General features: G+C 44.1%; 27 protein-coding genes and 1 other annotated feature. All 27 genes read left to right on the top strand.

The genetic code is table 11. The features are described from left to right. The first annotated feature begins 96 nt into the window (after positions 1 to 96). The 27 genes from HNQ34_RS08170 to pheA all read left to right on the top strand — a co-directional run bounded on the left by HNQ34_RS08170 (position 97) and on the right by pheA (position 23,580). Entirely contained in the window at positions 97 to 966 is an 870-nt protein-coding gene (locus tag HNQ34_RS08170; protein ID WP_183253424.1) for a hypothetical protein, read from the top strand. Positions 967 to 1,040: 74 nt separating this feature from the next. Continuing rightward, the gene (locus tag HNQ34_RS17785) at positions 1,041 to 2,363 is read left to right on the top strand and encodes a G5 domain-containing protein (RefSeq protein ID WP_183253422.1); all 1,323 of its coding nucleotides are present in this window, start codon (positions 1,041 to 1,043) and stop codon (positions 2,361 to 2,363) included. Between the two features lie 8 nt (positions 2,364 to 2,371). Beyond that, complete coding sequence (locus HNQ34_RS08160) at positions 2,372 to 4,039, top strand: GspE/PulE family protein (RefSeq protein WP_183253420.1); 1,668 nt, start codon at positions 2,372 to 2,374, stop codon at positions 4,037 to 4,039. An 11-nt stretch (positions 4,040 to 4,050) separates the two neighbouring features. Further along, positions 4,051 to 5,094: a type IV pilus twitching motility protein PilT gene (locus HNQ34_RS08155; protein ID WP_183253418.1), complete on the top strand. Its 1,044-nt coding sequence runs from the start codon at positions 4,051 to 4,053 to the stop codon at positions 5,092 to 5,094. A 1-nt stretch (position 5,095) separates the two neighbouring features. Then, positions 5,096 to 6,313 carry a type II secretion system F family protein gene (locus tag HNQ34_RS08150; protein ID WP_183253416.1) on the top strand — a complete coding sequence of 406 codons (1,218 nt, stop codon included), beginning with the start codon at positions 5,096 to 5,098 and terminating at the stop codon, positions 6,311 to 6,313. 310 nt (positions 6,314 to 6,623) lie between these two features. Beyond that, positions 6,624 to 7,142, top strand: a complete 519-nt coding sequence (locus tag HNQ34_RS08145) for a type II secretion system protein (protein ID WP_183253415.1) — start codon at positions 6,624 to 6,626, stop codon at positions 7,140 to 7,142. 12 nt (positions 7,143 to 7,154) lie between these two features. Further along, a complete protein-coding gene (locus HNQ34_RS08140; RefSeq protein WP_183253413.1) occupies positions 7,155 to 7,916 on the top strand; it encodes a prepilin peptidase in 762 nt (253 codons plus the stop codon). Positions 7,917 to 7,940: 24 nt separating this feature from the next. Continuing rightward, positions 7,941 to 8,894 (top strand): type IV pilus biogenesis protein PilM, encoded by a 954-nt coding sequence (pilM, locus tag HNQ34_RS08135; RefSeq protein ID WP_183253579.1) that lies wholly within the window; start codon positions 7,941 to 7,943, stop codon positions 8,892 to 8,894. Continuing rightward, a complete protein-coding gene (locus HNQ34_RS08130; protein WP_183253411.1) occupies positions 8,878 to 9,474 on the top strand; it encodes a PilN domain-containing protein in 597 nt (198 codons plus the stop codon). Before pilM ends, HNQ34_RS08130 begins: the two co-directional genes overlap by 17 nt. Next, positions 9,471 to 10,268: a pilus assembly protein PilO gene (locus HNQ34_RS08125; protein ID WP_183253409.1), complete on the top strand. Its 798-nt coding sequence runs from the start codon at positions 9,471 to 9,473 to the stop codon at positions 10,266 to 10,268. The genes HNQ34_RS08130 and HNQ34_RS08125 overlap by 4 nt, the downstream gene beginning before the upstream one ends. 219 nt (positions 10,269 to 10,487) lie before the next feature. After that, complete coding sequence (locus tag HNQ34_RS08120; protein ID WP_183253407.1) at positions 10,488 to 11,384, top strand: stage II sporulation protein B; 897 nt, start codon at positions 10,488 to 10,490, stop codon at positions 11,382 to 11,384. 571 nt (positions 11,385 to 11,955) lie between these two features. Next, complete coding sequence (locus HNQ34_RS08115) at positions 11,956 to 12,519, top strand: Maf family protein (RefSeq protein WP_183253405.1); 564 nt, start codon at positions 11,956 to 11,958, stop codon at positions 12,517 to 12,519. A gap of 25 nt (positions 12,520 to 12,544) precedes the next feature. Then, positions 12,545 to 13,225, top strand: coding sequence for a RadC family protein (gene radC / locus HNQ34_RS08110; protein WP_183253575.1), 681 nt, complete (start codon positions 12,545 to 12,547; stop codon positions 13,223 to 13,225). A 145-nt stretch (positions 13,226 to 13,370) separates the two neighbouring features. After that, complete coding sequence (locus HNQ34_RS08105) at positions 13,371 to 14,393, top strand: rod shape-determining protein (protein ID WP_183253403.1); 1,023 nt, start codon at positions 13,371 to 13,373, stop codon at positions 14,391 to 14,393. 19 nt (positions 14,394 to 14,412) lie between these two features. After that, the gene (gene mreC / locus HNQ34_RS08100) at positions 14,413 to 15,276 is read left to right on the top strand and encodes a rod shape-determining protein MreC (RefSeq protein WP_183253401.1); all 864 of its coding nucleotides are present in this window, start codon (positions 14,413 to 14,415) and stop codon (positions 15,274 to 15,276) included. Then, entirely contained in the window at positions 15,273 to 15,791 is a 519-nt protein-coding gene (mreD, locus tag HNQ34_RS08095) for a rod shape-determining protein MreD (protein WP_183253399.1), read from the top strand. The genes mreC and mreD overlap by 4 nt, the downstream gene beginning before the upstream one ends. Positions 15,792 to 15,869: 78 nt before the next feature. Further along, positions 15,870 to 16,520, top strand: coding sequence for a septum site-determining protein MinC (gene minC / locus HNQ34_RS08090; protein WP_221277355.1), 651 nt, complete (start codon positions 15,870 to 15,872; stop codon positions 16,518 to 16,520). Between the two features lie 2 nt (positions 16,521 to 16,522). Beyond that, entirely contained in the window at positions 16,523 to 17,326 is an 804-nt protein-coding gene (minD, locus tag HNQ34_RS08085) for a septum site-determining protein MinD (RefSeq protein WP_183253396.1), read from the top strand. 152 nt (positions 17,327 to 17,478) lie between these two features. Next, positions 17,479 to 18,237 carry a M23 family metallopeptidase gene (locus tag HNQ34_RS08080; RefSeq protein WP_183253394.1) on the top strand — a complete coding sequence of 253 codons (759 nt, stop codon included), beginning with the start codon at positions 17,479 to 17,481 and terminating at the stop codon, positions 18,235 to 18,237. Continuing rightward, on the top strand, positions 18,230 to 19,093 hold the full coding sequence (locus HNQ34_RS08075) for a M50 family metallopeptidase (RefSeq protein ID WP_183253392.1): 864 nt from the start codon (positions 18,230 to 18,232) through the stop codon (positions 19,091 to 19,093). The genes HNQ34_RS08080 and HNQ34_RS08075 overlap by 8 nt, the downstream gene beginning before the upstream one ends. 124 nt (positions 19,094 to 19,217) lie before the next feature. After that, positions 19,218 to 19,298 (top strand) — a sequence feature (ribosomal protein L21 leader region). 14 nt (positions 19,299 to 19,312) lie between these two features. Next, positions 19,313 to 19,621: a 50S ribosomal protein L21 gene (gene rplU, locus HNQ34_RS08070; RefSeq protein WP_183253390.1), complete on the top strand. Its 309-nt coding sequence runs from the start codon at positions 19,313 to 19,315 to the stop codon at positions 19,619 to 19,621. 10 nt (positions 19,622 to 19,631) lie between these two features. Then, the gene (locus tag HNQ34_RS08065; RefSeq protein ID WP_183253388.1) at positions 19,632 to 19,973 is read left to right on the top strand and encodes a ribosomal-processing cysteine protease Prp; all 342 of its coding nucleotides are present in this window, start codon (positions 19,632 to 19,634) and stop codon (positions 19,971 to 19,973) included. Between the two features lie 6 nt (positions 19,974 to 19,979). Further along, entirely contained in the window at positions 19,980 to 20,270 is a 291-nt protein-coding gene (gene rpmA, locus HNQ34_RS08060; RefSeq protein ID WP_183253386.1) for a 50S ribosomal protein L27, read from the top strand. Between the two features lie 118 nt (positions 20,271 to 20,388). Then, positions 20,389 to 20,928 carry a sporulation initiation phosphotransferase B gene (locus HNQ34_RS08055; protein ID WP_183253384.1) on the top strand — a complete coding sequence of 180 codons (540 nt, stop codon included), beginning with the start codon at positions 20,389 to 20,391 and terminating at the stop codon, positions 20,926 to 20,928. 29 nt (positions 20,929 to 20,957) lie between these two features. Then, positions 20,958 to 22,244: a GTPase ObgE gene (gene obgE, locus HNQ34_RS08050; protein WP_183253382.1), complete on the top strand. Its 1,287-nt coding sequence runs from the start codon at positions 20,958 to 20,960 to the stop codon at positions 22,242 to 22,244. 23 nt (positions 22,245 to 22,267) lie between these two features. Further along, entirely contained in the window at positions 22,268 to 22,711 is a 444-nt protein-coding gene (locus HNQ34_RS08045; RefSeq protein WP_281375945.1) for an ACT domain-containing protein, read from the top strand. Positions 22,712 to 22,731: 20 nt separating this feature from the next. Continuing rightward, the gene (pheA, locus tag HNQ34_RS08040; RefSeq protein WP_183253378.1) at positions 22,732 to 23,580 is read left to right on the top strand and encodes a prephenate dehydratase; all 849 of its coding nucleotides are present in this window, start codon (positions 22,732 to 22,734) and stop codon (positions 23,578 to 23,580) included. Positions 23,581 to 23,589 lie beyond the last annotated feature (9 nt).

Here is a 23,589-nt window from a genome sequence, read left to right as displayed (position 1 = left end):
AAATAATGGATAATCAACACTCGTGACTTTATGTTAAATTTTTCGGAAAATTGTTTCAGCTTCAGTTGGTGAAGTTTATCGAAACGGGGTGACATATTGAAGACGTTTTTATTTGTATTTGCTGCTCTTATTGTTCTCATCCCTATTTTATTTATTTTGCCGCTCGGTTTCAATCGACGCGGAAATATGATCATTATTGTTGTTTCCCTCTTTTTGTCATTTTTTGGTTTATTAGCGAAATCAATGTTTCCATTTTGGCAAGTCGTCTTACTATTATTGCTGTTAGCGTTGCTTATTACGTATTTGCTTGATAAGAAGCTCGGACATCGGATATATGTCGTTCAAGAGCAAGGGGCAGAAATAGATTTTGAACAAGTTTTCGACAAATCATCATCAGAAAAAGAAAAAACCATTGTAGAAGAACAGAAGAATGATGACAAATATGCTAAAGATATAGTCGAAGAGCCAGTGCCAGTTTCGGAAGATTTTTTGCCTGCACTTGATATGGTAGAATTAAGGTTAGATAGCGAACAGCAACATGATTTTGCCGAAGAAAAATTACCTGTTTTTGAAGATGGGCAATCTGCTCGGGATAGCGGAGCCGATCATATAGAGATTGATGAAGAAATTACATTTCTCGAGAATCGTTTGCGATGGTTGGAACAATCATCCGAAACGCTTGCCGATCATGATAAAGAAACAGATGATATCACTAGTGATCTGAGTGAAATAGAAACATGGCTTTTAGAGGAAGAAAAAGGAGAATCTGTTCATGAAGAAGCTGTTGCGGATGGTGTCCTTGAACGTGCAAACTCAAATAACATGAACATATCTGAATCAGAAACATTAATCAAGGAACCTAGTATTTTAATGGATGATGATTTCATTCCGGAATTGAAATTTGAAGATGATGCAACGGATATTGCCGTTGATAAACATGGTGAGGATCGTTCGGATAAATCTTGAGCATGTGAAAGAGCATGGTGAAATCTCAAAAGTCACTTTTGATAAGCTGTTTTATAAGTGAAGGAGGTGTCTTGGTGAGAAATAAAACTGTAATAAAATTGTTTCTTGTCATTATTTTGAGTACAACGTATTTAATCAGTTTCTCACAAATTGGCTCCTTTGCTTATGAGTCCATTTTTCTTAAACATAACCGGTTTGCCAAAGGTACGGCGATCGGGTCTGTGAATGTTGCTGGTTTATCAAAGAGAGAAGCAATCGATACGATTATCAATCATGTTAATGAGTGGAAAGCTGTTCAGAACACGGCTATTGTCTATCAAGAAACAAAGGAAGCCATTCCCGCGGATCTTTTTACATTCCAAATTGAACAAAGCGTTGAGCAGGCTGTGGATGGACAACAATCACAGCTTTTCATTGTATTGGACGAAAAACAGCTATATTCTCTTATTTCTAGAATTGTAGGGGAAAACTTAGTTTCATTGTTTGATATGGAACGGCTAAAAAATGATGTAATTGAAGTGGCAGCTACATTAAAAACAAATGCGGCACTAATTGATATAGCTAACTATGTCAAAGAGCAAAATATCGAACAAAAAGTTATAAATGAAGCAGTGGTTGCGAATTTACAAGGCAATCAAGCAGAAGTTTTAGCGTGGATTTCTAAACATCCGACGATTGAAATTAAAGGGAAAAGCCCATTTTCCCTATTAAATTATTTTAAAGAACAAAACGGTTCGTTTTCTTCCGAAGCGATGAGCTTAATTGCTTCCGCTATTTATCAAACCGTTTTACCGACGAATTTTACTATTATGGAGCGGCATACAAGCAGAGAGTTACCAAGCAGCATCCAGTTTGGCTATGAAGCGAAAGTGGATCGTCAGAACAGGGATTTTATTTTCTACAACCCGAATTCGAGTTCATATACGTTAGAGTTACAGCTAATAAACAATGGCTTTAAAGTTACTTTAAAAGGATTGCCGTTTATCAATAAATATATGATTAAATTAGATGTTGAGCATTTCGCGCCGAAAACAATTATTCAATACAGCCCAACACTACAGCCGAATGAAACAAGATTGAAGCAAGAAGGAAAACAAGGAACGTTAGTGAAAGTAAAGAAAGAAGTTTATGACGAACAGAATCATTTGCTGAAAACAGAGCTTATTGCTGAAGATTTTTATCCTCCAGTGCACAAAATTGAAATTCATGGATTAGATATCGGCATTGATGCGGAAAATGGAGCGATGAATCCAGAAAACGATTCGATGCCAAATAGCAGCAGCGGGCAAAACGAAGAACAAAAAACGGCTCCAACTCACGTTGAGAATAAAAAAAATCAAGGCAACATGCAGCAAGATAGTCCGATAAATAATGATACAGAAATTTATGAGAAGTAGGGATGACTATGAAGCAGCGACAAGAGCGAAAACGGTTAGGTGATTTGTTAGTTGAAGCAGGATTGATTACGCCGGAGCAATTACAGGAAGCGTTAAAAGAGAAAGCGCCTGGCCAAAAGCTCGGGGATGCGCTGTTGCAGCGCGGGTATATTACCGAGCAGCAGCTCATCGAAGTGCTTGAGTTTCAGCTCGGCATTCCTCACGTCAGCTTGTACAGGTATCCGATTGATCCGAAATTGACGAATTTGATTCCGAAAGAATTCGCGAAACGCCATATGGTGATGCCGCTCAAGGCGGAAGGAGACCGCCTGCTTGTGGCGATGGCCGATCCGATGGACTTTTTCGTTATCGATGATTTGCGGTTGTCGACTGGGTTTCATATTGAAACGGCGATCGCTTCAAAAGACGATATTTTGCGGGCGATTAACAAATATTATGACATCGACGAATCGATGGAAGATTTTTTACGGATGGTGCCGACGCAAGAAACGGTTGAAGAAGAGCGGGTGACGGAAGAAGATTCGCCAATCGTCCGACTCGTCAACCAAATTTTGCAGCTCGCGGTCGAGCAAAGGGCGAGCGACATTCATATCGACCCGCAAGAAACGAAAGTGCTCATTCGCTATCGCATTGACGGTGTGCTGCGCACCGACCGCGCACTTCCAAAACATATGCACAGCGTATTGACGGCCAGAATTAAAATTTTAGCAAATATGGATATAACAGAACATCGCATTCCGCAAGACGGACGGATTAAAATGAATATAGACTTCCATCCTGTTGATTTGCGCGTCTCGACATTGCCGACGGTGTATGGTGAAAAAATTGTGATGCGCGTTCTCGATTTAGGGGCGGCGTTGAATGATATTCATAAGCTTGGATTCAATAAACTGAATTTGCAGCGCTTTATTGAATTAATAGAGCGGCCGACCGGAATTGTGCTTATTACTGGGCCGACCGGATCTGGGAAATCGTCGACGTTATATGCGGCGCTCAACCGGTTAAATAGCGAGGAAGTCAATATCATTACAATTGAAGATCCTGTTGAATATCAGCTTGAAGGCATTAACCAAATTCAAGTGAATCCGAATGTCGGATTAACGTTTGCCCAAGGACTTCGCTCGATTTTGCGCCAAGACCCGAACATTATCATGGTCGGGGAAATTCGCGACCGCGAAACAGCCGAGGTAGCGATTCGCGCCTCGTTAACAGGACATTTAGTGCTGAGCACGCTGCATACAAACGACGCGCTCAGCACGATTACGCGCTTAATCGATATGGGAATTGAGCCGTTTTTAGTGGCGACATCGCTTGCCGGCGTCGTTTCCCAGCGTCTCGTGCGCCGCGTTTGCCGCGACTGCCAATATGATCAAGAGCCGACGAAGCGGGAAAGCGAAATTTTCGCAAGGCGCGGCATCAAAATTGAAAAATTGGTTCGCGGTCGCGGCTGCCCAACGTGCAATATGACCGGCTATAAAGGGCGGATTGCCCTTCACGAATTGCTTGTGATGACAGATGAGATGAGGCGTGTCATTTTAAATCACGAACCGTTTTCGAAATTGCGCGAGCTGGCGATTAAAAACAAAATGATTTTTTTAATCGATGATGGCTTACTAAAAGTGAAGCAAGGATTAACGACACTAGAAGAAGTATTGAAAGTGGCGATTTTAAGCTAAAGGTGAGGGCGATGAAACAAAAACTGGATCATCTTTTACGAGCAGCTTTCGAATTAAAAGCATCCGATGTGCATTTGACGGTCGGCGTGCCGCCGATTATGCGCATTAACGGGGAATTAAAAAAATACGGTCAAGATGTATTGCATCCGGAAGATACAGAAGCGATGGCAAGAGCGATTATTCCAGAAGGATTATGGCGGCAATTTCAAGAAAAAGGAGAGCTTGACTTTTCTTATGGGATTCCGGGAGTTTCTCGTTTTCGCGTGAATACGTATAAACAACGTTCATGTGTGTCGCTTGCTGTACGCGTTATTCCGACGCAAATTCCGACAATTGACGAACTGCAATTGCCTGAGGTATTAAAACGGATCGCGCATAAACCGCAAGGACTTGTGCTTGTCACAGGACCAACGGGGAGCGGAAAATCGACGACGTTGGCCGCGATGATTGACTATATGAACAAAACGATGCGCAAACATATTATTACGCTTGAAGATCCGATCGAATATTTGCATAAGCACGGTGGTTGCATCATCGATCAACGCGAAGTCGGCTTTGATACGAACAATTTCGCCAACGGACTGCGCGCGGCATTGCGGCAAGACCCGGATGTCATTTTAGTCGGTGAGATGCGCGATTTAGAAACGATTCATACGGCGATTACGGCGGCGGAAACAGGCCATCTTGTTCTCGGGACGCTTCATACGTCGAGCGCACCGGCTACGATTGACCGCATCATTGACGTGTTTCCGCCAGCCCAGCAGCCGCAAATTCGCATTCAGCTCGCTTCTGTGCTAGTGGCGATTATTTCGCAGCGCTTGTTTCCGAACGTGCAAAAAACAGGGAGGGTGGCGGCAACGGAAATTTTAATCAACAACGCAGCGGTGGCGAATTTGATTCGCAACGAAAAAATTCATCAAATTGTGAACGTCATGCAGACGAGCCGTGCTTTAGGAATGAATACGTTAGAAACGAGCATTAAGGAATTGATGCAGGCAGGAAAGATTTCGAAAGAAGTGGCTGAACCTTATCTCATGCAGGAGCGTGTCGAATAGAATGGCACAGTTTAAATATCAAGGCCGTGACGTGCACGGAAGAAAACAAAGAGGGGTTATTACAGGCGAATCCAAACGGGAAGCGATGCTGAAACTGCGCGAAAAAGGAATTAAAGTGACTGAAATCAATGAAGTTCCTGAAACTTTATTAAACAAAGAAATTACGTTCGGCAAACCTGTCAAATTACAAGATTTTGCGATTTATTTGCGACAATTTTCCACATTGCTCAAAGCAGGAGTTTCTGTTGTTGATTCGACGCGGATTTTAGCTAATCAGACGGAAAGCAAGGCGCTGAAAAAAGCGCTTGCCGCTGTTGAAGAGGAGCTTCGCGCCGGAAATCCTCTATCTGCTGCGGCAGCCAAGCATAAGCGTATCTTCCCGCCGATGTTTATTAACATGATTAAAGCAGGAGAAGCAGGCGGAAACATGGATGAGACGCTTGATCGGTTAGCGGATCATTTCGAAAAAGTGCACCGGACCAAGCAAAAAGTGATTTCCGCTCTTACTTATCCGTTCGTTGTCGCCATCATTGCCGTTATTGTCGTTATCTTTTTGTTAGTTGCCGTTGTGCCAACGTTTGTACAAATGTTTGTGAATTTTGGTGCCGAACTTCCGGCGATTACAAAGTTTGTCTTAAACTCTAGTAAATTTATGCAATCGTATTGGTGGATTATGATTCTTGTGATGATTTCGTTTTATGTGTTGTTTGTATTGTTAAAAAAACGGAAGGAAACTAAATATTATATTGACTATATGATGCTTAGAATCCCGATTTTCGGGAAAATGTTGCAAAAAGCGGCATTAGCGCGCATGACAAGAACATTGAGTTCATTGTTTTCAAGCTCTGTGCCAATTTTGCAGGCGTTAGCAATTGTCGAAAATGTTGTCGAAAATGAGGTAGTGGCCAAAGTGCTAAGTCAATCGCGTGATGCGCTTGAGCGCGGGCAATCATTGACGGAACCGATGAAAAAACATTGGTTTTTTCCTCCACTTGTTACACAAATGATTGCGATTGGTGAGGAAACAGGATCATTAGATGTGATGCTCGCTAAAGTCGCTGATTTTTACGAAGCGGAAGTGGAAGCAGCAACAGATCGACTAAAATCGTTAATTGAACCAATGATGATTATTTTTTTGGCGAGCATTGTCGGAACAATCGTTACATCCATTTTAGTGCCAATGTTTGATATTTTTAATCAAATTCAAAAATCTGCATAAGTTGACATTTTGTTTTGCAACTATATAAATGCAATTACGCGCAGGCGTGACGAAGGCAAGTCACACACTTGCCTCCGACAGTCGAAAAAATAGGGAGTCTATAAGTTAAACCTCCTAGTTGTATTTATATAGATAATTGCTCACCATGTTATATTATATTGTCGTGTATTGAGATGGAAACGGAAACAAAAAATCAGATCGTAAAATTTTCATTCCTCTTATATCTAAAGAAAAAAATATTTTCAATATACCATAAATATTGTAAAATGGTAATGGTAAGAAAGTACTATGAAAAAGTGAGGGGAGCACTATGTTGAAGCGCTTTTTGAAAAATCAAAAAGGTTTGACATTGATTGAACTGTTGGCCGTTGTTGTGATTTTAGGGATTATTTCGGCGATCGCAGTTCCAAGTATCGGGGGATTAATCGACAACTCGAAAAAAGATGCGCACGTAGCGAACGCACAGCAAATGATTAATGCGGCGAAAATTGCAGTAACAAGCAATGCTAAGATGTTACCACAAGGAAGTGGCTCTATAATTATTTCATTGAAATACTTAGAAGATGAAGGATATTTAGAAACACTTAAAGATCCAGATGGCGGGGATAATGGTAATACAAGAGGTTATCAACTTGGCGCATATCCAGCAAGCAATCAAACTACTTATCCTTATGGAGATGATACAGGATCATATGTGAAAGTAACAAAAACGAATAATAAACTTTCTTATGAAGTGAAACTAGTTAACCAATCTAGAGGGGTTCAAACTAGTGCTAAAGGCCCTGTAGCTGAAAATGATCTTAGAAGAGAAGTAGTTATTAACAAATAAAAGTGATAAAATATGATTGAGATCTATAGATTCCTTTTAAGCTTTCTACACGGCTTACTCCTCGGCTCCTTTTTTAATGTCGTCGGGTTGCGGGTGCCGGTGGGGGAGTCGCTTGTGACACCTCGTTCTCATTGTCCAAGCTGTCAGCGTACGCTGACAGCTTGGGAGCTTATTCCTGTTCTATCTTATGTCGTGCAAGGCGGAAAGTGCCGCGGCTGCGGCATTCGCATTTCGCCGCTTTATCCGTTTGTGGAACTTTTGACGGCGATTCTTTTTACGATTTCGCCCTTTTTGGTGGGATGGTCAAAAGAATTGCTCGTCAGCTGGACGCTTATTTCGCTACTGATGATTATTTTTGTTTCCGACGTCCGCTATATGATCATTCCCGATCGGGTTCTACTTTTTTTTGCCGTTCTTTTTATGATTGAGCGCTTCTTTATTCCGCTTTCGCCGTGGTGGGATTCGCTCGTTGGCGCGGCCGTCGGCTTTTTGTTATTGCTCTTTATCGCCGTCGTTAGCAAAGGAGGCATGGGCGGCGGAGACATAAAATTGTTTGCGCTGCTCGGTTTTGTGCTAGGATGGAAGATGGTGCTTTTATCGTTCTTTTTTTCGACCGTTTACGGAACGGTGTTTGGGCTTATCGGCATAGCGCTTGGAAAAGTGCGCCGTAAAGAGCCGATGCCGTTCGGACCGTACATTGTGTTGGGGACATTGACCGTCTACTTTTTTGGACAAGCAATTATCGACTGGTATAAGCAATGGATTTTCTTTTAATACGAGGGAAACAATATGAATATGATGAACTTATTCAAACCGCGACATAAAGTAGCCAATCTTGTAATCAAAGACCACGTTATTCGCTATGTCGAGCTAAAGCCTCATGATCTGTTTTCGTTCCATAAATGCGGAGAGCGAGAACTTCCTAAAGGGTTGATTCACAACGGGAAAATCCATGATCGGGAAACGCTTGCGATGATTTTGGAGGAATGTGTGAGCGAATGGAAGTTGAAAAAACGGCGCGTCCGCTTTATTGCCCCTGATCCAGTCGTCGTTATTCGGCGCCTCTCTCTTCCAAACGATCTACAGGAGGATGAGATTCGCGGCTATTTATTTATGGAGCTTGGAACGACGATTCATTTGCCGTTTGAAGATCCGGTGTTCGATTACGCCGTGTTAGAAAAAACGAAGGAGAAACTTACGATTTTGTTGTTTACCGCTCCGGAACAAATCGTAATCGATTATGCGCAACTTTTAGAGGATGTTAAGCTCCGTCCGATTGCCGCTGATGTATCGCCGCTATGCGTCTACCGCTTATTTTATGCGGCCGACCAAGTGCGGAAAGAAGATCATTTACTGATTGTACAAATTGATGAATCAGCCGTCAATGTCAGCGCCTTCTATAACCATATTCCTGTTTTCATGCGGCAACTTTTGTTTGAATCATTGGATGAAAAAATGAGAACGAATCATATGGAAGAGTTGCTTCGGCCGTTTGAAGATGTATATAAAGAAATCGACCGGGTTATGAACTTTTACCGCTTTTCGATCCATCAAGGAAACGCGCAAATTACGCGGCTATTGTTAACTGGCGATCACCCGTATTTGCACCATATTCATGAGGTGATGCAAGAGCGGTTTGACGTTCCGGTTGAACGCTTGTCCGAACCGCTTGCAACGGTGATTGACCCTCGCTATCATTTAGCATGGGGACTTGGACTAAAAGAGGGAACGAACTATGTTCATCGACGTTAATTTACTGCCGAAAAAAGAACCGAAAAACATGGTATTTCTCGTTGGCATCATCATTGTGTTTGTCGCAACGATCGCTGCCGGTACGGTTTTTTATTTATCCGTGCAAAAAGCAAACAGACAAATCGAATCGTTAACGCAAGAGCTAAAGCAAATGCGCGCGCTTGAGGCGGCGGAGCAGCAAAAGCTAGAAAACGTCCAATCCGTGCAAGAAGTGCAGGAGTTAAAAAAGACGGTCGAATGGGCGAAACAATATCCGCTGAAAACAGTATTGCTTCTTCGCGGGCTGGCGAAGCTTTTGCCGGAGCGAGGATTTTTCATGAACTTTTCTTATACAGAAGATGGAACGGTAAATATAACAGTGCAGTTTGATACGAGCGAAGATGCGGCTTATTACCTAAAGCGATTAGAAGATGCGAATTTTGTTGCTGACGTGCAGCTAAAAAGCGTAACGGCAACAGGAGGACAGAGCGGCCAAACGAACGCAACAGAAAAGAACAATATATTGCCGCGTTATGTTGCACAATATGAACTACACGTAAACAAAGACGCGTTAAAAGAGGAAAAGGGGAAACAATCATGACCGTCCGGTTTGCGAAACGCCAAATTTTGCTTTTGCTCTTTTCGTTAATCTTGATCGGTGCGTTTTTTGCCGTTCTCTATCTTTATAAGCTGAAGCCACTTTATAGCCGCATTGATGAGCTGAATGCCACCGTTTCAAACGAGAAAAAACTGCTCGCCGCGTTGCAGGCACAAGCGTCCAAACAGCAGACGGACGTAACGGACAGCATCGTTGAATTACAGAAAAAAGTGCCTGTCAAACCGCTTGTCGAACAACTGATCCTTGATTTGGAAAAAGCAGAAGTTGTTTCAAATAGCTTTATTTCGAGCATGGCTTTTAACGAAAACGCAGAAATCAATGCGCCGCCGCAAGCGACAAATCAAACGATTGGGCAAGGTGTTGAGGCGCAGTTAAACACCAATTCGCAACCGGTGCAGCCATCTTCACCGCAACAACAAAACAATTCCTCGCTTGCGCTGCCAGACGGCCTAAAGAAAATCACGGTTCAGCTGACGGTGCAATCACCGTCGTACTATCATTTAGAGCGGTTTTTGCAAACGTTAGAAGGGCTCGATCGCATCGTTTCTGTTGAAGCGCTATCATTTACGGGGAATCCTGAATTGACATCCGCCGATGCAACCGTGAAGCCGTTAACGTACTCATTAACAGTCAGCGCGTTTTATTATCCGGGGTTGGTGAATTTACAAAACAAAGTGCCGCCGCTCGACGTTCCCCCTCCAAGCGAAAAACGGAATCCGTTGACTGAATTGATTCCGGACGAGCCGAAAGATGGAGAACAGTCACCGCAGCGGTAAAAGGTGCGGGGGGAATTTCGGTGTAGCCATGCATGAATCAGGGAATGATATGAACTTGGAAATGTTTACAAAATAACTGTCGGTTTTGCTTATTAAAGACTTGAAATGACGCGAAATTTGACGAAAACCTTCGAGAACAAGACGACAAATGTCTTGTTCTTTTTTGTCGTCGTTATGATAAGATGGGCAAAGAATCGACGAAACGGGGATGGTGAAAAGATGGACAAGCACGGAAAAGAGATTACGGTTAAAATTAACGGAGAAGAGCGGCCGTTTATGATGGAAAAACAGTCTGATGTCGAAATGGTAGGAAAAGAAATAAGCGCTGCCATCGAAGAGGAAGCGGTGATAAGGGAAGAGGCTATGCCGCCTGTTTCATTTGAACAGGAAAAGCGATTATCGAAGCGTTCGCCATTAAAGCGAATGATCAATGCCCGTCTCAAATCAGCGGTTTTGTCGATTTTGTTGGCGGTGATCATCGGGACAAGCTTCGGCTTTGTCGTTCTTCATATCATTCCAAAGCAAAAAGAGAATGCTTCGCTCACAACTACGGCTACCCTCAATTACGTTTCTTCGCCGAATGAGGGGACGTCTAAAGAGGCATTAACGCAACCGCTTGCTGTAAGTGTCATTCAAGCAGGAGTGTTTGACGACGAAAAAGCAGCTGAAACATATGCGAAACAGCTGCAATCGTCTCAAATTCCGGCCGTGCTTGTTGGGAAGCAGCCGACATCGGTATTCATTGGCGTAGCGATGGACAAGCAATCGCTTAAGCCGCTGAACGATTTATACAAACAAAAAGGGCAAACGACTTATATTAAAGCGGTATCTGTTTCGTCCATCAATGATTCAACTGTGCAGTCGCTATATGAGATGATGACCGATCTATCGGTCCAACTGTTGGCAAAAAACGATGTGAAAGACGGTCAATGGACGGCTTTAGAAAGCCAATATAAGAAAGTGCAGCCAGCTTTTAATCAGAAGGAAGGGAAGTATATCACAAACGCTTATTTATCATTAATCGCCTACCGTGAAACGAAAGAGGAGGCACTATTGTGGAGAACGCAGCAAGAACTGCTCTACGCACTGAAAAAAGATGTCGAATCGACCCGATAAGAAGCGAGTCGCTTCTTTTTTATTGTCTATCCTGAAAATACCCAAATTCCAAAATGTATAAACTTGAAATATTCGACAGAAGGGTATTTTCATTCTTCCGATGGCGCCGAATTTTTTTCGGCATGGGCGTCTATATAAATACAACTGGGAGGTTTAACTTATGGTTGACGAAAAAGTAGGCTCCCTATTTTTTCGACTGTCGGAGGCAAGTGTGTGACTTGCCTTCGTCACGCCTTCGCGTGACAGAGGACCGAACAACCAATCGCTTCACAGATAAATGTATTTGTCTGGAAGCGGTGTTGTTCGGTCACCCGACAGTCGAAAAACACCGGTTACTCCATAAAAAACGAAAACGTTAAAGTTCCAAATTGCATTTATATAGCTTCAGCTCATAACGCATTAAGGGAAATATCCTTTTTTCCGTCGAAGTGGCAAACGTTTCTCGGCGGAAGATGTAGCGTTAGACGCTCGCCTCCGCTTTTCTTAATAAAAAAATTGTGTCAAACGGATAAATTTGGTACGATACAAGTGTATCTTCCAATTTGAAGCGAGTACAAAAAGGGTGATGGATATGAAACGACTCATACTAGCCTCCAGCTCTCCTCGGCGCAAACAGCTGCTTGAAATGGCTGGCCTCCGCTTTGACATCCTCGTCAGTGATATCGACGAACAAATCCAACGAAACGAGTCTCCTGAGCAAATTGTCCAGTCGCTCGCTTATCAAAAAGCGAAAGCGGTGCAAAAAACGAATCCCGGTGCGTATGTGATCGGTGCGGATACGATCGTAGTGTATAACAGACAAGTACTAGGAAAGCCAAAAACAAAACAGGAAGCATGTGAAATGCTGCGCTTGCTATCGGGAAAGACGCATCACGTGTTTACAGGAGTGGCGATTATCGCACCGGAACAGGAAACGGTTTTTGTCGAGCGGACGGCGGTAACGTTTTGGGATATCACAGATGAAGACATTTTTGAATATATCGAAACGGGCGAGCCGATGGATAAAGCAGGGGCGTACGGGATTCAAGGAAAAGGGGCGCTGTTTGTCAAACGAATCGAGGGCGACTATTTTTCTGTCGTTGGACTGCCGCTTGCCCGCACGGTACGTGAGTTAAAAAAGATCGGCTGGAAATAAGAAAGGAGGAAACGAATTGAAAACGATGTCACTCATGATCCGCGATGTTCCGAAAGATGCCCGTCCGCGCGAGCGTCTTCTTTCCGACGGACCGGAAAGTTTGTCGAACCAAGAATTATTAGCGATTTTATTGCGTACAGGGACAAAAGATGAATCGGTGTTGCAGCTTGCTCAGCGGCTGCTTCACCATTTTGAAGGACTTCGTCTATTGAAAGATGCGACCGTTGAAGAAATGACGAGCATTAAAGGGATCGGTGCTGCCAAAGCGATTCAAATTTTGGCGGCCATCGAACTCGGCCGGCGCATCAGCCGCCTCAGCTATGACGAACGGTATGTGATTCGTTCGCCGGAAGATGGGGCAAAATATTTAATGGACGATATGCGCTTTTTATCCCAAGAACATTTTGTCGCGATTTATTTAAATACGAAAAACCAAGTTATCCACCGCAAAACCGTCTTTATCGGGAGTTTAAACGCCTCCATCGTTCACCCGCGCGAAGTATTTAAAGAAGCGATTAAACGTTCAGCCGCTTCCATTATTTGCGCACACAACCACCCTTCAGGGGATCCGACTCCAAGCCGCGAAGACATTGAAGTGACGCGACGCCTTGCCGAATGCGGCCGCATCATCGGCATCGAGCTTTTAGATCATTTAATCATTGGCGATCAAAAATTCATTAGCTTGAAAGAAAAAGGATATGTGTAATAGTTCTCTTTTTTTGTCGAATGCGTTATAATAACAGTTATGAGTTTTGCCAAATGTTTTGTGGGCGTGTTGTCCATCATTAATACGATTAGATGAACGAATTTGAATAAAACAGCATTTCGTTTCAGAAAGGAAGATACTCATTATGTTCGGATTTGGCACAAGAGATCTTGGAATCGACTTAGGAACGGCCAATACTCTTGTATATGTAAAAGGAAAAGGCATTGTTGTGAGAGAGCCATCAGTTGTGGCATTACAGAAAGATACAAAGCAAATTGTCGCGGTCGGCAATGAAGCAAAAAATATGATCGGGCGCACGCCGGGGAACATTGTCGCACTAAGGCCGATGAAAGACGGTGTCATCGCCGACTACGAAACGACGGCGATTATGATGAAATATTATATTAATCAAGCATCGAAAAATAAGGGATTTTTCGCTGGGAAACCGTATGTGATGGTATGTGTGCCTTACGGAATTACCGCAGTGGAAGAGCGCGCGGTCATCGATGCAACAAGACAAGCTGGAGCCCGCGACGCCTATACGATCGAAGAGCCGTTTGCGGCGGCAATTGGTGCGAATTTGCCGGTATGGGAGCCAACCGGAAGTATGGTCGTTGACATCGGCGGCGGTACGACGGAAGTCGCGGTCATTTCCCTTGGCGGCATCGTCACGAGCCAGTCGATTCGCATCGCTGGCGATGAAATGGACGAAGCGATTATTCAATACATCCGCAAAACGTACAATTTAATGATCGGCGAGCGGACGGCGGAGGCGATCAAAGTCGAAATCGGTTCTGCTGGAAATCCAGAAGGAATCGGTTCAATGGAAATTCGTGGCCGCGATTTATTAACAGGATTGCCGAAAACGATTGAAATTACCGCTGAGGAAATTGCGGGAGCGTTGCACGATACTGTTTATGCAATTGTCGATTCTGTCAAAAATACGCTCGAAAAAACGCCGCCGGAATTGGCTGCTGATATTATGGATCGCGGCATTGTGCTAACAGGTGGGGGCGCATTGCTCAGAAACCTCGATAAAGTGATCAGCGAAGAAACGGACATGCCAGTTATTGTCGCCGAAAACCCGTTAGACTGCGTCGCGATCGGGACAGGAAAAGCGCTCGACCACATTCATTTGTTTAAAAACAAGGCGAGAGACCATCGCTAATCGTAAGAGGGTGTAAATCATGCCACAATTCTTTTTAAACAAACGGCTCATTTTGTTGCTCGTCAGCATTATTTTTCTCGTGGCATTGATTGGTTTTTCCTTAAAGGATCGGAAAGAACTTACATGGTCCGAGCAGTTTTTGAAAGACACAACCGGTTTTGTCCAGTTTTTATTCCATAAGCCCGCACAGCTCGTTGCGGGCTTCTTTGAGAATGTTCAAGACATGAAAAACACATATAAAGAAAACAAGTTATTAAAAGCGCGGCTTGAAGAATATGTGATGCTTGAGGCAGAAGTACAAACGCTAAAAAAAGAAAACGAAGAGCTTCGTGCGATTTTAAACAAAAAAGAAAGCTTGCGCGACTTTATTTCGATTCAAGCAACAGTCATTGGGCGAAATCCGGACCGTTGGCAAGAAACGGTGATCGTCAATAAAGGAGAACAGCAAGGCGTGAAAAAAGACATGGCGGTCATTACGCCGGCAGGATTAATCGGTAAGATCCAGCTTGCCTCCCAGTTTACGTCAACTGTTCAACTATTAAGTGCCATTGACCAGCAAAACCGCATTTCGGCATACGTTCAAGGAAAAGAAGAAAATGTATTCGGTTTAATTGAAGGATATGATCGAAAACGAGAAGCCTTGCTTTTAAAACAAATTCCGTTTGATGCGAAGATTGAGAAAAAACAACTTGTATTGACATCTGGCCTTGGCGGAGTTTTTCCAAAGGGGCTTCTGATCGGTGAAGTGGAGGAAGTTGTACCGGATGAATACGGGTTGACGAAAATGGCATATGTCAAACCGGCCGCGAATTTTTACGACGTTGATGATGTGATTATCGTGAAGCGAAAAATAGACGTGCAAGAAGAGGGGGAAACAAAATGAAAAAGCTGTTCCTTCCTTTTCTCGCCACTCTTTTTTTCGTCAGTGAAAGCCTTTTTGTCGATCTATGGCCAAAAAATGAATGGTATCAACATTATTTGTTTGCGCCGCGATTTTTATTGATTTTTATTATTTTTATCACCGTTTACGTGGCGCAAACGTATGGAATGGTTTATGGATTTATTTTGGGGATGTTGTATGATGTAGTGTATACGGAAATTCTTGGCGTGTATATGTTTTCCTTTACGTTAATTGCTTACATGATGGCAAAAGTGATGAAAATGTTTCACAACCATTTGTTTGTCACTTGTTTTCTTAGTATGATTGCTGTTTCGGTTCTTGAAGGTTATGTGTACGGAATTCAGTTGTTAATTGGAAAAACCGACATGCCGCTCAATCAATTTTATTCGTACCGCCTGCTGCCGACATTGCTTGTAAACGCGCTTTTTCTCCTTTTCTTTTCTTATCCTCTAAAACAGCAGCTGTTAAAAATCGAACGTTACGAGCGGGAAGAATGAAAAGGAAAACGGGAGAGGACTGTAGAATTATTCGTTGAGGTGAACGTTGTGAAAAAGCAAAAACAACCATATGTAACGATGAAAGGAACGAAAGATGGGCTGACGTTGCATCTCGATGATACGTGTTCTTATGAAGACTTAATCGCTGAATTGGATGAAAAATTAACGATCAATGAGAACGAAGATTCGGACGGGCCGCTCGTTTCTGTTCATCTAAAAATTGGAAATCGCTATTTAACGCCGAAACAAGAAGAAGAATTGCGTGCACTCATTCGGGCGAAAAAAAATTTAGTTGTTGAGTCGATCGACAGCAACGTCATGACAAAAGAAGAGGCGCTCAAATGGAAACAGAAAACGGAAATCGTTTCCGTTGCGAAAATCGTTCGTTCTGGGCAAGTATTGCATGTGCATGGTGATTTATTGCTCATTGGGGATGTGAATCCAGGGGGGACGGTGATTGCCGGAGGGAACATTTTTATTCTCGGCGCTTTAAGAGGGATTGCGCATGCGGGATGTTACGGAAATAAAGAAGCGGTCATTGCGGCGTCGATTATGAAGCCGACGCAACTACGAATCAGCGATGTGATGAATCGCGCGCCTGATTATAAAACAGAGGAACGTAATGAAATGGAATGTGCGTATATTGACGACACTGGTCAAATCGTTGTCGATCGCTTGCAGCTACTTACGCATTTGCGGCCGAATCTAAGGGGAGAAAGGAGATTGTAACAGTGGGAGAAGCTATCGTCATTACGTCCGGGAAAGGTGGCGTTGGAAAAACGACTACAACAGCAAACTTAGGAACGGCTCTTGCGCTGTTGGGAAAACGCGTCTGTCTTGTTGATACAGATATCGGTTTGCGCAATCTGGATGTCGTAATGGGGCTTGAAAACCGCATCATTTATGATTTAGTCGATGTTGCAGAGGGCCGTTGCACCGTGCAAAAGGCGTTAGTAAAAGATAAGCGGTTTGATGATAAATTATATTTGCTGCCGGCGGCGCAAACGAGCGATAAAACAGCGGTTACGCCGGAGCAAATGAAGCTGCTTGTCGGCGAGTTAAAGCAAGACTATGATTATGTGCTCATTGACTGTCCGGCCGGCATCGAACAAGGGTATAAAAATGCGGTGGCCGGAGCGGATCAAGCAATTGTTGTGACGACGCCGGAAGTATCAGCGGTGCGCGATGCGGACCGAATTATTGGATTGCTAGAAAAAGAGGAACATGTGAAGCGACCGCGCCTTGTGATTAACCGCATTCGCAGCCATATGGTGAAAAGCGGCGACATGCTCGATATTGATGAAATTGTCATGCATTTGTCGATCGATTTGTTAGGGATTATCGCCGATGATGAAAACGTGATTAAAGCATCCAACAACGGCGAACCGATTGTTCTCGATCCAACGAGCAAGGCATCGATCGCCTACCGAAATATTGCGAGACGAATTCTTGGCGAATCGGTGCCGCTGCAGCAGCTTGAAGACGAGCAAAAAGGCGTGTTTTCAAAACTGAAAAAGTTTTTTGGTGTTCGCTAAATCAAAAGGGTCAGTTTTGTTTGCTGCTTAAAAATGAAAAGACATTTAGTGAAGAAAGCTAGTGCAACGTGCATTGGCTTTCTTTTTTTATCATATCTTTGTCGCCTGTCTCATACATTAGTACAAACAATTATGCTGGGGAATGGTGAGAAATGAATAAGCGTGCGAGGGAGATTCGAAAACGAATTGAAAAACGAAAACGGGAGCGTACCGCTAAGCATAGCTCTTATGAGCCGTTCATCAGTGTCACAGATGAAGAGCGATACGGGCAGCCGGTCATCACATATGATCGCTATTCAACCGACGACAAACACCCTCTGTTCCGAAAAGAAGCGTTTCTTTTAAAAATGTTTCTTTCCGCCTGCCTTGTATTAGTGACAGCCATTGCATTTAAAAACCCTTCCGCAACGTTCGAACCGGTAAGGACGTTTGTCAAGCAGACGATGGAGCAACAATTTCAATTTGCGGCCGTATCGAAATGGTATGAAGAACAATTCGGCGAGCCGCTTGCTTTAATGCCGAGGGAAAAAGCAGAGAAGAAACAAAATACGCCATCGTATGCCGTTCCTGCAGCAGGACGGGTGCTTGAAAATTTTGCGGAAAATGGACAAGGGATTATGATTGAAACGGAAAGTGATACGCCGGTCGAAGCGATGAACGAAGGAATCATTGTGTTTGCCGGCACGAAAGACAAACTCGGAAAAACGGTCATTATTCAGCACGCCGATGGAAGTGAGTCGTGGTACGGCAATTTAGGGACAATTACGGTAAAATTGTACGATTTTGTTGAAGCGGGCAAAGAAGTCGGAACGGCGATGAAAGAGGGGAATGACGCGAAAGGGGTGTTTTATTTTGCGATTAAACAAGGCGATCATTTCATTGATCCAATTCAGGTGATTCCCTTTGAATAAGTATGTATCGTTGTTGGCAAAAATCCATATTCATCCGCTGTTATGGCTGATGAGCGGACTCGCCGTTATGACCGCACATTTCCAACAGCTGTTTCTTTTATTTTTTATCGTGTTCGTTCATGAGCTCGGACATGCGGTGACAGCTCTTTTTTTTTCTTGGCGTATTAAACAAATTTTGCTCCTTCCGTTTGGCGGTGTAGTGGAAGTCGAGGAACATGGGAATCGCCCGTTTTATGAAGAATTGCTCGTTACGCTCGCCGGTCCCGTCCAGCACGTTTGGCTGGTAGGTGCAGCATTCGTTTTATGGGAAAATAATGTCCTGACATTTGATATTTGGCAAATATTTTTTAACTATAATGTTGCGATCGCGTTGATCAACCTTTTGCCAATTTGGCCTCTCGATGGCGGAAAGTTGCTGTTTCTTCTGTTGACACGCTATGTCCCATTTAGCGAAGCGCACGAAAAAATGATCATTTATTCGTTTGGATTGCTTATCGTAGTAGTTGGCGTACTCGTTTTCGTTGCACCGGCTCAGCTCGATCTTTGGATTATCGCGCTTTTCTTGTTTGTTTCGCTATGGAAAGAATGGAAACAGCGCCAGTACGTTGTAATGCGCTTTCTATTAGAACGGTATTATGGAAAAAAAGGCGACTATAAGAAATGGCGGCCGATTACTGTCGAAGAAGCAGAATCGGTATTAACAGTATTACAAAAATTTTATCGCGGTCAAAAACATTCGATCATTGTTGTGAAAAATAAAAAAGAACGAGCGATTTTGGATGAAAACGAACTGCTTCATGCATTTTTCGCCGAAAAACAAACAAACATAACGATAGGAAATATGATATATATATGAAAATATGAAAAAAGCTCGTCTATTGACAGTCCACCTTTTATTATGGTACTATTCTTCATGTTGTAGAAACATTTTGCGCCGCATCTATGCGGACAAAATTTGGTGCAAAAAGCGGTTTATAGCACCCGTGCTACAACCGCTCAGCGCAGGTTATAAGTGTTCGCTAGTTGCGAATCGCCTCGTGCTGGCGAGTCTGAGTCTATGTTAGGAGGTGCAACGATGTACGCAATTATTGAAACTGGCGGTAAACAAATTAAAGTGCAAGAAGGTCAAGAAATTTACATCGAAAAAATTGACGTTGCTGAAGGCGAAACCGTTACATTTGACAAAGTATTATTCGTAGGCGGCGAAACAGTAAAAGTGGGGAGCCCTACGGTAGAAGGCGCAACGGTAACGGCGAAAGTGCAAAAACATGGTCGTCAAAAGAAGATCATCGTTTTCAAATACAAGCCGAAAAAGAACTATCGTCGTAAGCAAGGTCACCGTCAACCTTACACAAAAGTAGTCATCGAAAAAATTAACGCGTAAGGCGTCGACGATGATACATGTAGAAGTGGAACGCACAGACGAAGGAAAAATTAAAGCTTTTACGATGAGCGGACACGCTCAATTCGCAAAGCGCGGACAAGATATCGTTTGTGCTGGGGCATCGGCGGTTTCGTTCGGAGCGGTGAATTCGGTCATCGCGTTAACGAACGTTCAGCCGCACATCGTTCAAGGAGAAAAGGGCGGTTATTTGCGCTGCGAACTTCCCGCAATCGAGGATGTTCAGACAGAAGAAAAAGTTCAGCTTCTCCTTGAAGCGATGCTCGTTTCATTACAAACGATTGAGAAAGAATACGGACAATATATCCGGATTGTCGACAAAAATAGGAGGTGACGAGCAATGTTAAAACTCGATCTTCAATTTTTCGCATCGAAAAAAGGGGTAGGTTCGACGAAAAACGGCCGTGATTCCATTGCGAAACGTCTTGGCGCGAAACGCGCGGACGGTCAGTTCGTAACGGGCGGTTCAATCCTTTACCGTCAACGCGGTACGAAAGTGTATCCCGGCTTAAACGTTGGCCGCGGCGGCGACGATACGCTTTATGCGAAAGTAGACGGCATCGTTCGTTTCGAACGTCTTGGTCGCGATCGCAAAAAAGTGAGCGTATACCCTGTTACACAAGAAGCATAATGAACGTTGAAAACTCTAACCGTGTTTGGTTAGGGTTTTCTTTTTGCTTGCTTTCTTACTAGCTGTTTAATGAACCATTTGGTATAATTTTTCTAAAAATGATGGGTAGGAGCGCGTGATGGAGAAACGATGGAGTGTGTTGGAGGTATTGCGCCATTCCCGGCATGATTGGCTGAACAAAATTCAGCTGATCAAAGGGAATTTGGCGCTAAATAAAGTAGAGCGAGTGAACGAAATTATTGAGGAAATTGTTCGCGATATGCAACATGAATCGAAGCTGACGAATTTAAAAGCGGACCGATTTGCGGAATTGCTTTTAACATACAACTGGAAAGCGCGGAACGTGACAGTATCATACGAAGTGCTCGGGGATGGGGGCGATTTATCGGCGCATGATGAGGAGTTAACGAAGTGGTGTTGCGCGCTTTTTAATATGCTCGAGCAGCAAGCTGATATGAACCGAGAAAACCATTTAGACGTGTCCATTGAAACGGCGGACGGGGAAGTGCGGTTGTTTTTTGATTACTGTGGAACAATAAAAGATGCAAATGAACTTGCTGCATGGCTTGAGAGGCATCAGCCCGAAAGTTCGATACGCTTCGATCATTTTTCGATACATAATGATGAAATGACGGTGCTCATCAATATTCACCTATAAGCATCAAAGAAGAGAACGGAGGAAAAAGCATGTTTGTCGATCAAGTGAGAATTTATGTGAAAGGCGGCGACGGCGGAAACGGAATGGTCGCGTTTCGCCGCGAAAAGTATGTGCCGAAAGGAGGTCCTGCCGGCGGCGACGGAGGGAAAGGCGGCGATGTCGTCTTCGTCGTCGATGAAGGGCTGCGCACGCTCATGGATTTCCGTTACCAACGTCATTTTAAAGCGGCAAAAGGTGAAAACGGGATGTCGAAAAACCAGCACGGAAAAAATGCGGAAGATTTAGTGGTGAAAGTGCCGCCGGGAACGGTTGTGATGGATGCGGAGACGAAGCAAGTGCTTGCCGATTTGACGGAACATGGCCAGCGGTTTGTCGTCGCCAAAGGCGGGCGCGGCGGGAGAGGGAATACGCGGTTTGCCACACCGGCTAATCCGGCTCCGGAAATCGCGGAAAATGGCGAACCGGGGGAAGAGCGCCATGTCATTCTTGAGCTGAAATTGTTAGCCGATGTCGGATTAGTCGGGTTTCCGAGCGTTGGGAAATCGACGTTATTATCGGTCGTTTCTGCCGCAAAGCCCAAAATTGCGGATTATCATTTTACAACACTTGTGCCGAATTTAGGGGTCGTTGAAACAGAAGATGGCCGCAGCTTTGTAATGGCGGACTTGCCAGGGCTGATTGAAGGCGCACACCAAGGTGTCGGGCTTGGGCATCAATTTTTGCGCCATATTGAGCGGACGCGCGTCATCGTTCATGTCATTGACATGGCAGCGGTCGAAGGGCGCGATCCGTACGAAGACTATTTAGTGATCAATGAAGAATTAAAACAATACAATTTGCGCCTAACAGAACGGCCACAAATTATTGTGGCGAATAAAATGGACATGCCGAACGCTGAAGAAAACTTAAAAGTTTTTAAAGAAAAATTGCAAAAAGATGTGCCGATTTTCCCGATTTCCGCGATTACAAGACAAGGATTGCGCGATTTATTGTTTGCGATCGCCGATCTGTTGGAAACAACGCCGGAATTTCCACTTCATGAAGTGGAAGAGCCAGCGGTACAGCGCGTCGTGTATAAGCTGGAAAAAGAGGAAGCGCCGTTTACGATTACGCGCGATAGCGACGGAACGTTTATTTTATCGGGAGAGAAAATCGAAAAGTTATTTAAGATGACGGATTTTTCACGGGAAGAATCGGTGCGCCGATTTGCGCGGCAGCTGCGTTCGATGGGGGTTGACGAGGCGTTGCGGGAGCGTGGGGCAAAAGACGGCGATCTTGTGAAGTTGTTGGACTATGAATTTGAGTTCGTTGATTAATGAAGTGAGGGATGTGCGGTCCGTTGGATAAAAAGTTTTATTTAGTGCGGGAAGATGTGTTGCCGGAAGCGATGCGGAAAGTATTGCAGGCGAAAGAGCTGCTCGAGCGGAAAAAAGTCGATTCGGTGGCGGAGGCTGTGCAACTTGTCGATGTGAGCCGCAGCGTGTTTTATAAATATCGCGATGCGGTGTTTCCGTTTCAGGCGGTCGTAAAAGAAAGCATTGTGACGCTATTTTTTCACTTGGAAGACCGCTCCGGCACGTTGTCGAAGCTGCTTAGCGTCGTGGCGGCAGCCGGCTGCAATGTGCTGACGATTCACCAAACGATTCCGCTTCAAGGGCGCGCCAATGTGACGCTGTCGATTAGCACAAGTGAGATGAAAGAAGAGATTGAAGATTTACTCACTAAATTGCGCCGGCTCGAATTTGTTGAAAAGGTCGAAATCGTCGGGTCGGGCGCGTATTAAAGCAAAGGGAGAGGCAAAGGATGAAAATTGGCTATTTAGGACCGAAAGCAACATTTACTGATTTAGCGGTGACGACGATGTTTCCGCATGCCGAAAAACGGGCGTACGATACGATTCCCGAGTGCATCGATGCAGTAAGTAGCGGGGAAGTAGATTTAGGGGTTGTGCCGCTTGAGAATGCGCTTGAAGGGTCGGTCAATTTAACGATCGACTATTTGATTCATGAACAGCCGCTGCCGATCGTCGGGGAAATTATCGCACCAATTCAGCAGCACTTAATGGTGCATCCGTATCATGCGCATGCTTGGAACGACGTGCAAGAAATTTATTCGCATTCGCATGCGATTGCGCAATGCCATAAGTTTTTACATACGAATTTTAAAAAAGCGAAGTATGTGTACATGACATCGACAAGTGCGGCTGCCAAATTCGTGAGCGAACATCCACACCTTCCGATTGCGGCAATTGCGAATGAATTGGCAGCAAAAGAATACGGATTGGAAATCGTTAAAGAAAACATTCACGACTACGACTATAACCATACGCGCTTTATCATCGTCCGGAAGCAAAACGAAGAGTTGTCGCTTCAATCGACGCTTTATGCCGGCGATAAAACGACGCTCATGATCGCGCTGCCGAAAGACCAAGCAGGGGCGCTTCATCAAGTGTTGTCTGCGTTCGCTTGGCGCCGGCTGAACTTGACGAAAATCGAATCCCGTCCGGCAAAAACAGGGCTCGGCAATTACTTTTTCATCATCGACATCGATCAAAAAATGGACGACGTCCTTATCCCAGGCGCGATTGCCGAACTTGAAGCGCTTGACTGCACCGTGCAAGTGTTGGGGAGCTATCCGTACTATATTATTTAGAATGCCCCC

It is taken from the genome of Anoxybacteroides tepidamans (assembly GCF_014201465.1).
GTDB lineage: Bacteria > Bacillota > Bacilli > Bacillales > Anoxybacillaceae > Anoxybacteroides > Anoxybacteroides tepidamans.
Note: the sequence above shows the minus strand (reverse complement) of the source record. Positions and strands in the feature narration are given on the sequence as shown.

What these genes read in the sequence shown, in the direction of transcription:
- rplU (WP_183253390.1), top strand. Translation starts at nt 19,313, where the DNA reads ATGTACGCAATTATTGAAACTGGCGGTAAACAAATTAAAGTGCAAGAA.
- mreC (WP_183253401.1), top strand. Translation starts at nt 14,413, where the DNA reads ATGCCACAATTCTTTTTAAACAAACGGCTCATTTTGTTGCTCGTCAGC.
- HNQ34_RS08125 (WP_183253409.1), top strand. Translation starts at nt 9,471, where the DNA reads ATGACCGTCCGGTTTGCGAAACGCCAAATTTTGCTTTTGCTCTTTTCG.
- HNQ34_RS08160 (WP_183253420.1), top strand. Translation starts at nt 2,372, where the DNA reads ATGAAGCAGCGACAAGAGCGAAAACGGTTAGGTGATTTGTTAGTTGAA.
- rpmA (WP_183253386.1), top strand. Translation starts at nt 19,980, where the DNA reads ATGTTAAAACTCGATCTTCAATTTTTCGCATCGAAAAAAGGGGTAGGT.
- mreD (WP_183253399.1), top strand. Translation starts at nt 15,273, where the DNA reads ATGAAAAAGCTGTTCCTTCCTTTTCTCGCCACTCTTTTTTTCGTCAGT.
- HNQ34_RS08145 (WP_183253415.1), top strand. Translation starts at nt 6,624, where the DNA reads ATGTTGAAGCGCTTTTTGAAAAATCAAAAAGGTTTGACATTGATTGAA.
- HNQ34_RS08130 (WP_183253411.1), top strand. Translation starts at nt 8,878, where the DNA reads ATGTTCATCGACGTTAATTTACTGCCGAAAAAAGAACCGAAAAACATG.
- HNQ34_RS08150 (WP_183253416.1), top strand. Translation starts at nt 5,096, where the DNA reads ATGGCACAGTTTAAATATCAAGGCCGTGACGTGCACGGAAGAAAACAA.
- HNQ34_RS08155 (WP_183253418.1), top strand. Translation starts at nt 4,051, where the DNA reads ATGAAACAAAAACTGGATCATCTTTTACGAGCAGCTTTCGAATTAAAA.
- HNQ34_RS08065 (WP_183253388.1), top strand. Translation starts at nt 19,632, where the DNA reads ATGATACATGTAGAAGTGGAACGCACAGACGAAGGAAAAATTAAAGCT.
- obgE (WP_183253382.1), top strand. Translation starts at nt 20,958, where the DNA reads ATGTTTGTCGATCAAGTGAGAATTTATGTGAAAGGCGGCGACGGCGGA.
- HNQ34_RS08115 (WP_183253405.1), top strand. Translation starts at nt 11,956, where the DNA reads ATGAAACGACTCATACTAGCCTCCAGCTCTCCTCGGCGCAAACAGCTG.
- pheA (WP_183253378.1), top strand. Translation starts at nt 22,732, where the DNA reads ATGAAAATTGGCTATTTAGGACCGAAAGCAACATTTACTGATTTAGCG.
- HNQ34_RS08105 (WP_183253403.1), top strand. Translation starts at nt 13,371, where the DNA reads ATGTTCGGATTTGGCACAAGAGATCTTGGAATCGACTTAGGAACGGCC.
- HNQ34_RS08080 (WP_183253394.1), top strand. Translation starts at nt 17,479, where the DNA reads ATGAATAAGCGTGCGAGGGAGATTCGAAAACGAATTGAAAAACGAAAA.
- HNQ34_RS08140 (WP_183253413.1), top strand. Translation starts at nt 7,155, where the DNA reads ATGATTGAGATCTATAGATTCCTTTTAAGCTTTCTACACGGCTTACTC.
- radC (WP_183253575.1), top strand. Translation starts at nt 12,545, where the DNA reads ATGTCACTCATGATCCGCGATGTTCCGAAAGATGCCCGTCCGCGCGAG.
- HNQ34_RS08055 (WP_183253384.1), top strand. Translation starts at nt 20,389, where the DNA reads ATGGAGAAACGATGGAGTGTGTTGGAGGTATTGCGCCATTCCCGGCAT.
- minC (WP_221277355.1), top strand. Translation starts at nt 15,870, where the DNA reads ATGAAAGGAACGAAAGATGGGCTGACGTTGCATCTCGATGATACGTGT.
- pilM (WP_183253579.1), top strand. Translation starts at nt 7,941, where the DNA reads ATGAACTTATTCAAACCGCGACATAAAGTAGCCAATCTTGTAATCAAA.
- HNQ34_RS08120 (WP_183253407.1), top strand. Translation starts at nt 10,488, where the DNA reads ATGGACAAGCACGGAAAAGAGATTACGGTTAAAATTAACGGAGAAGAG.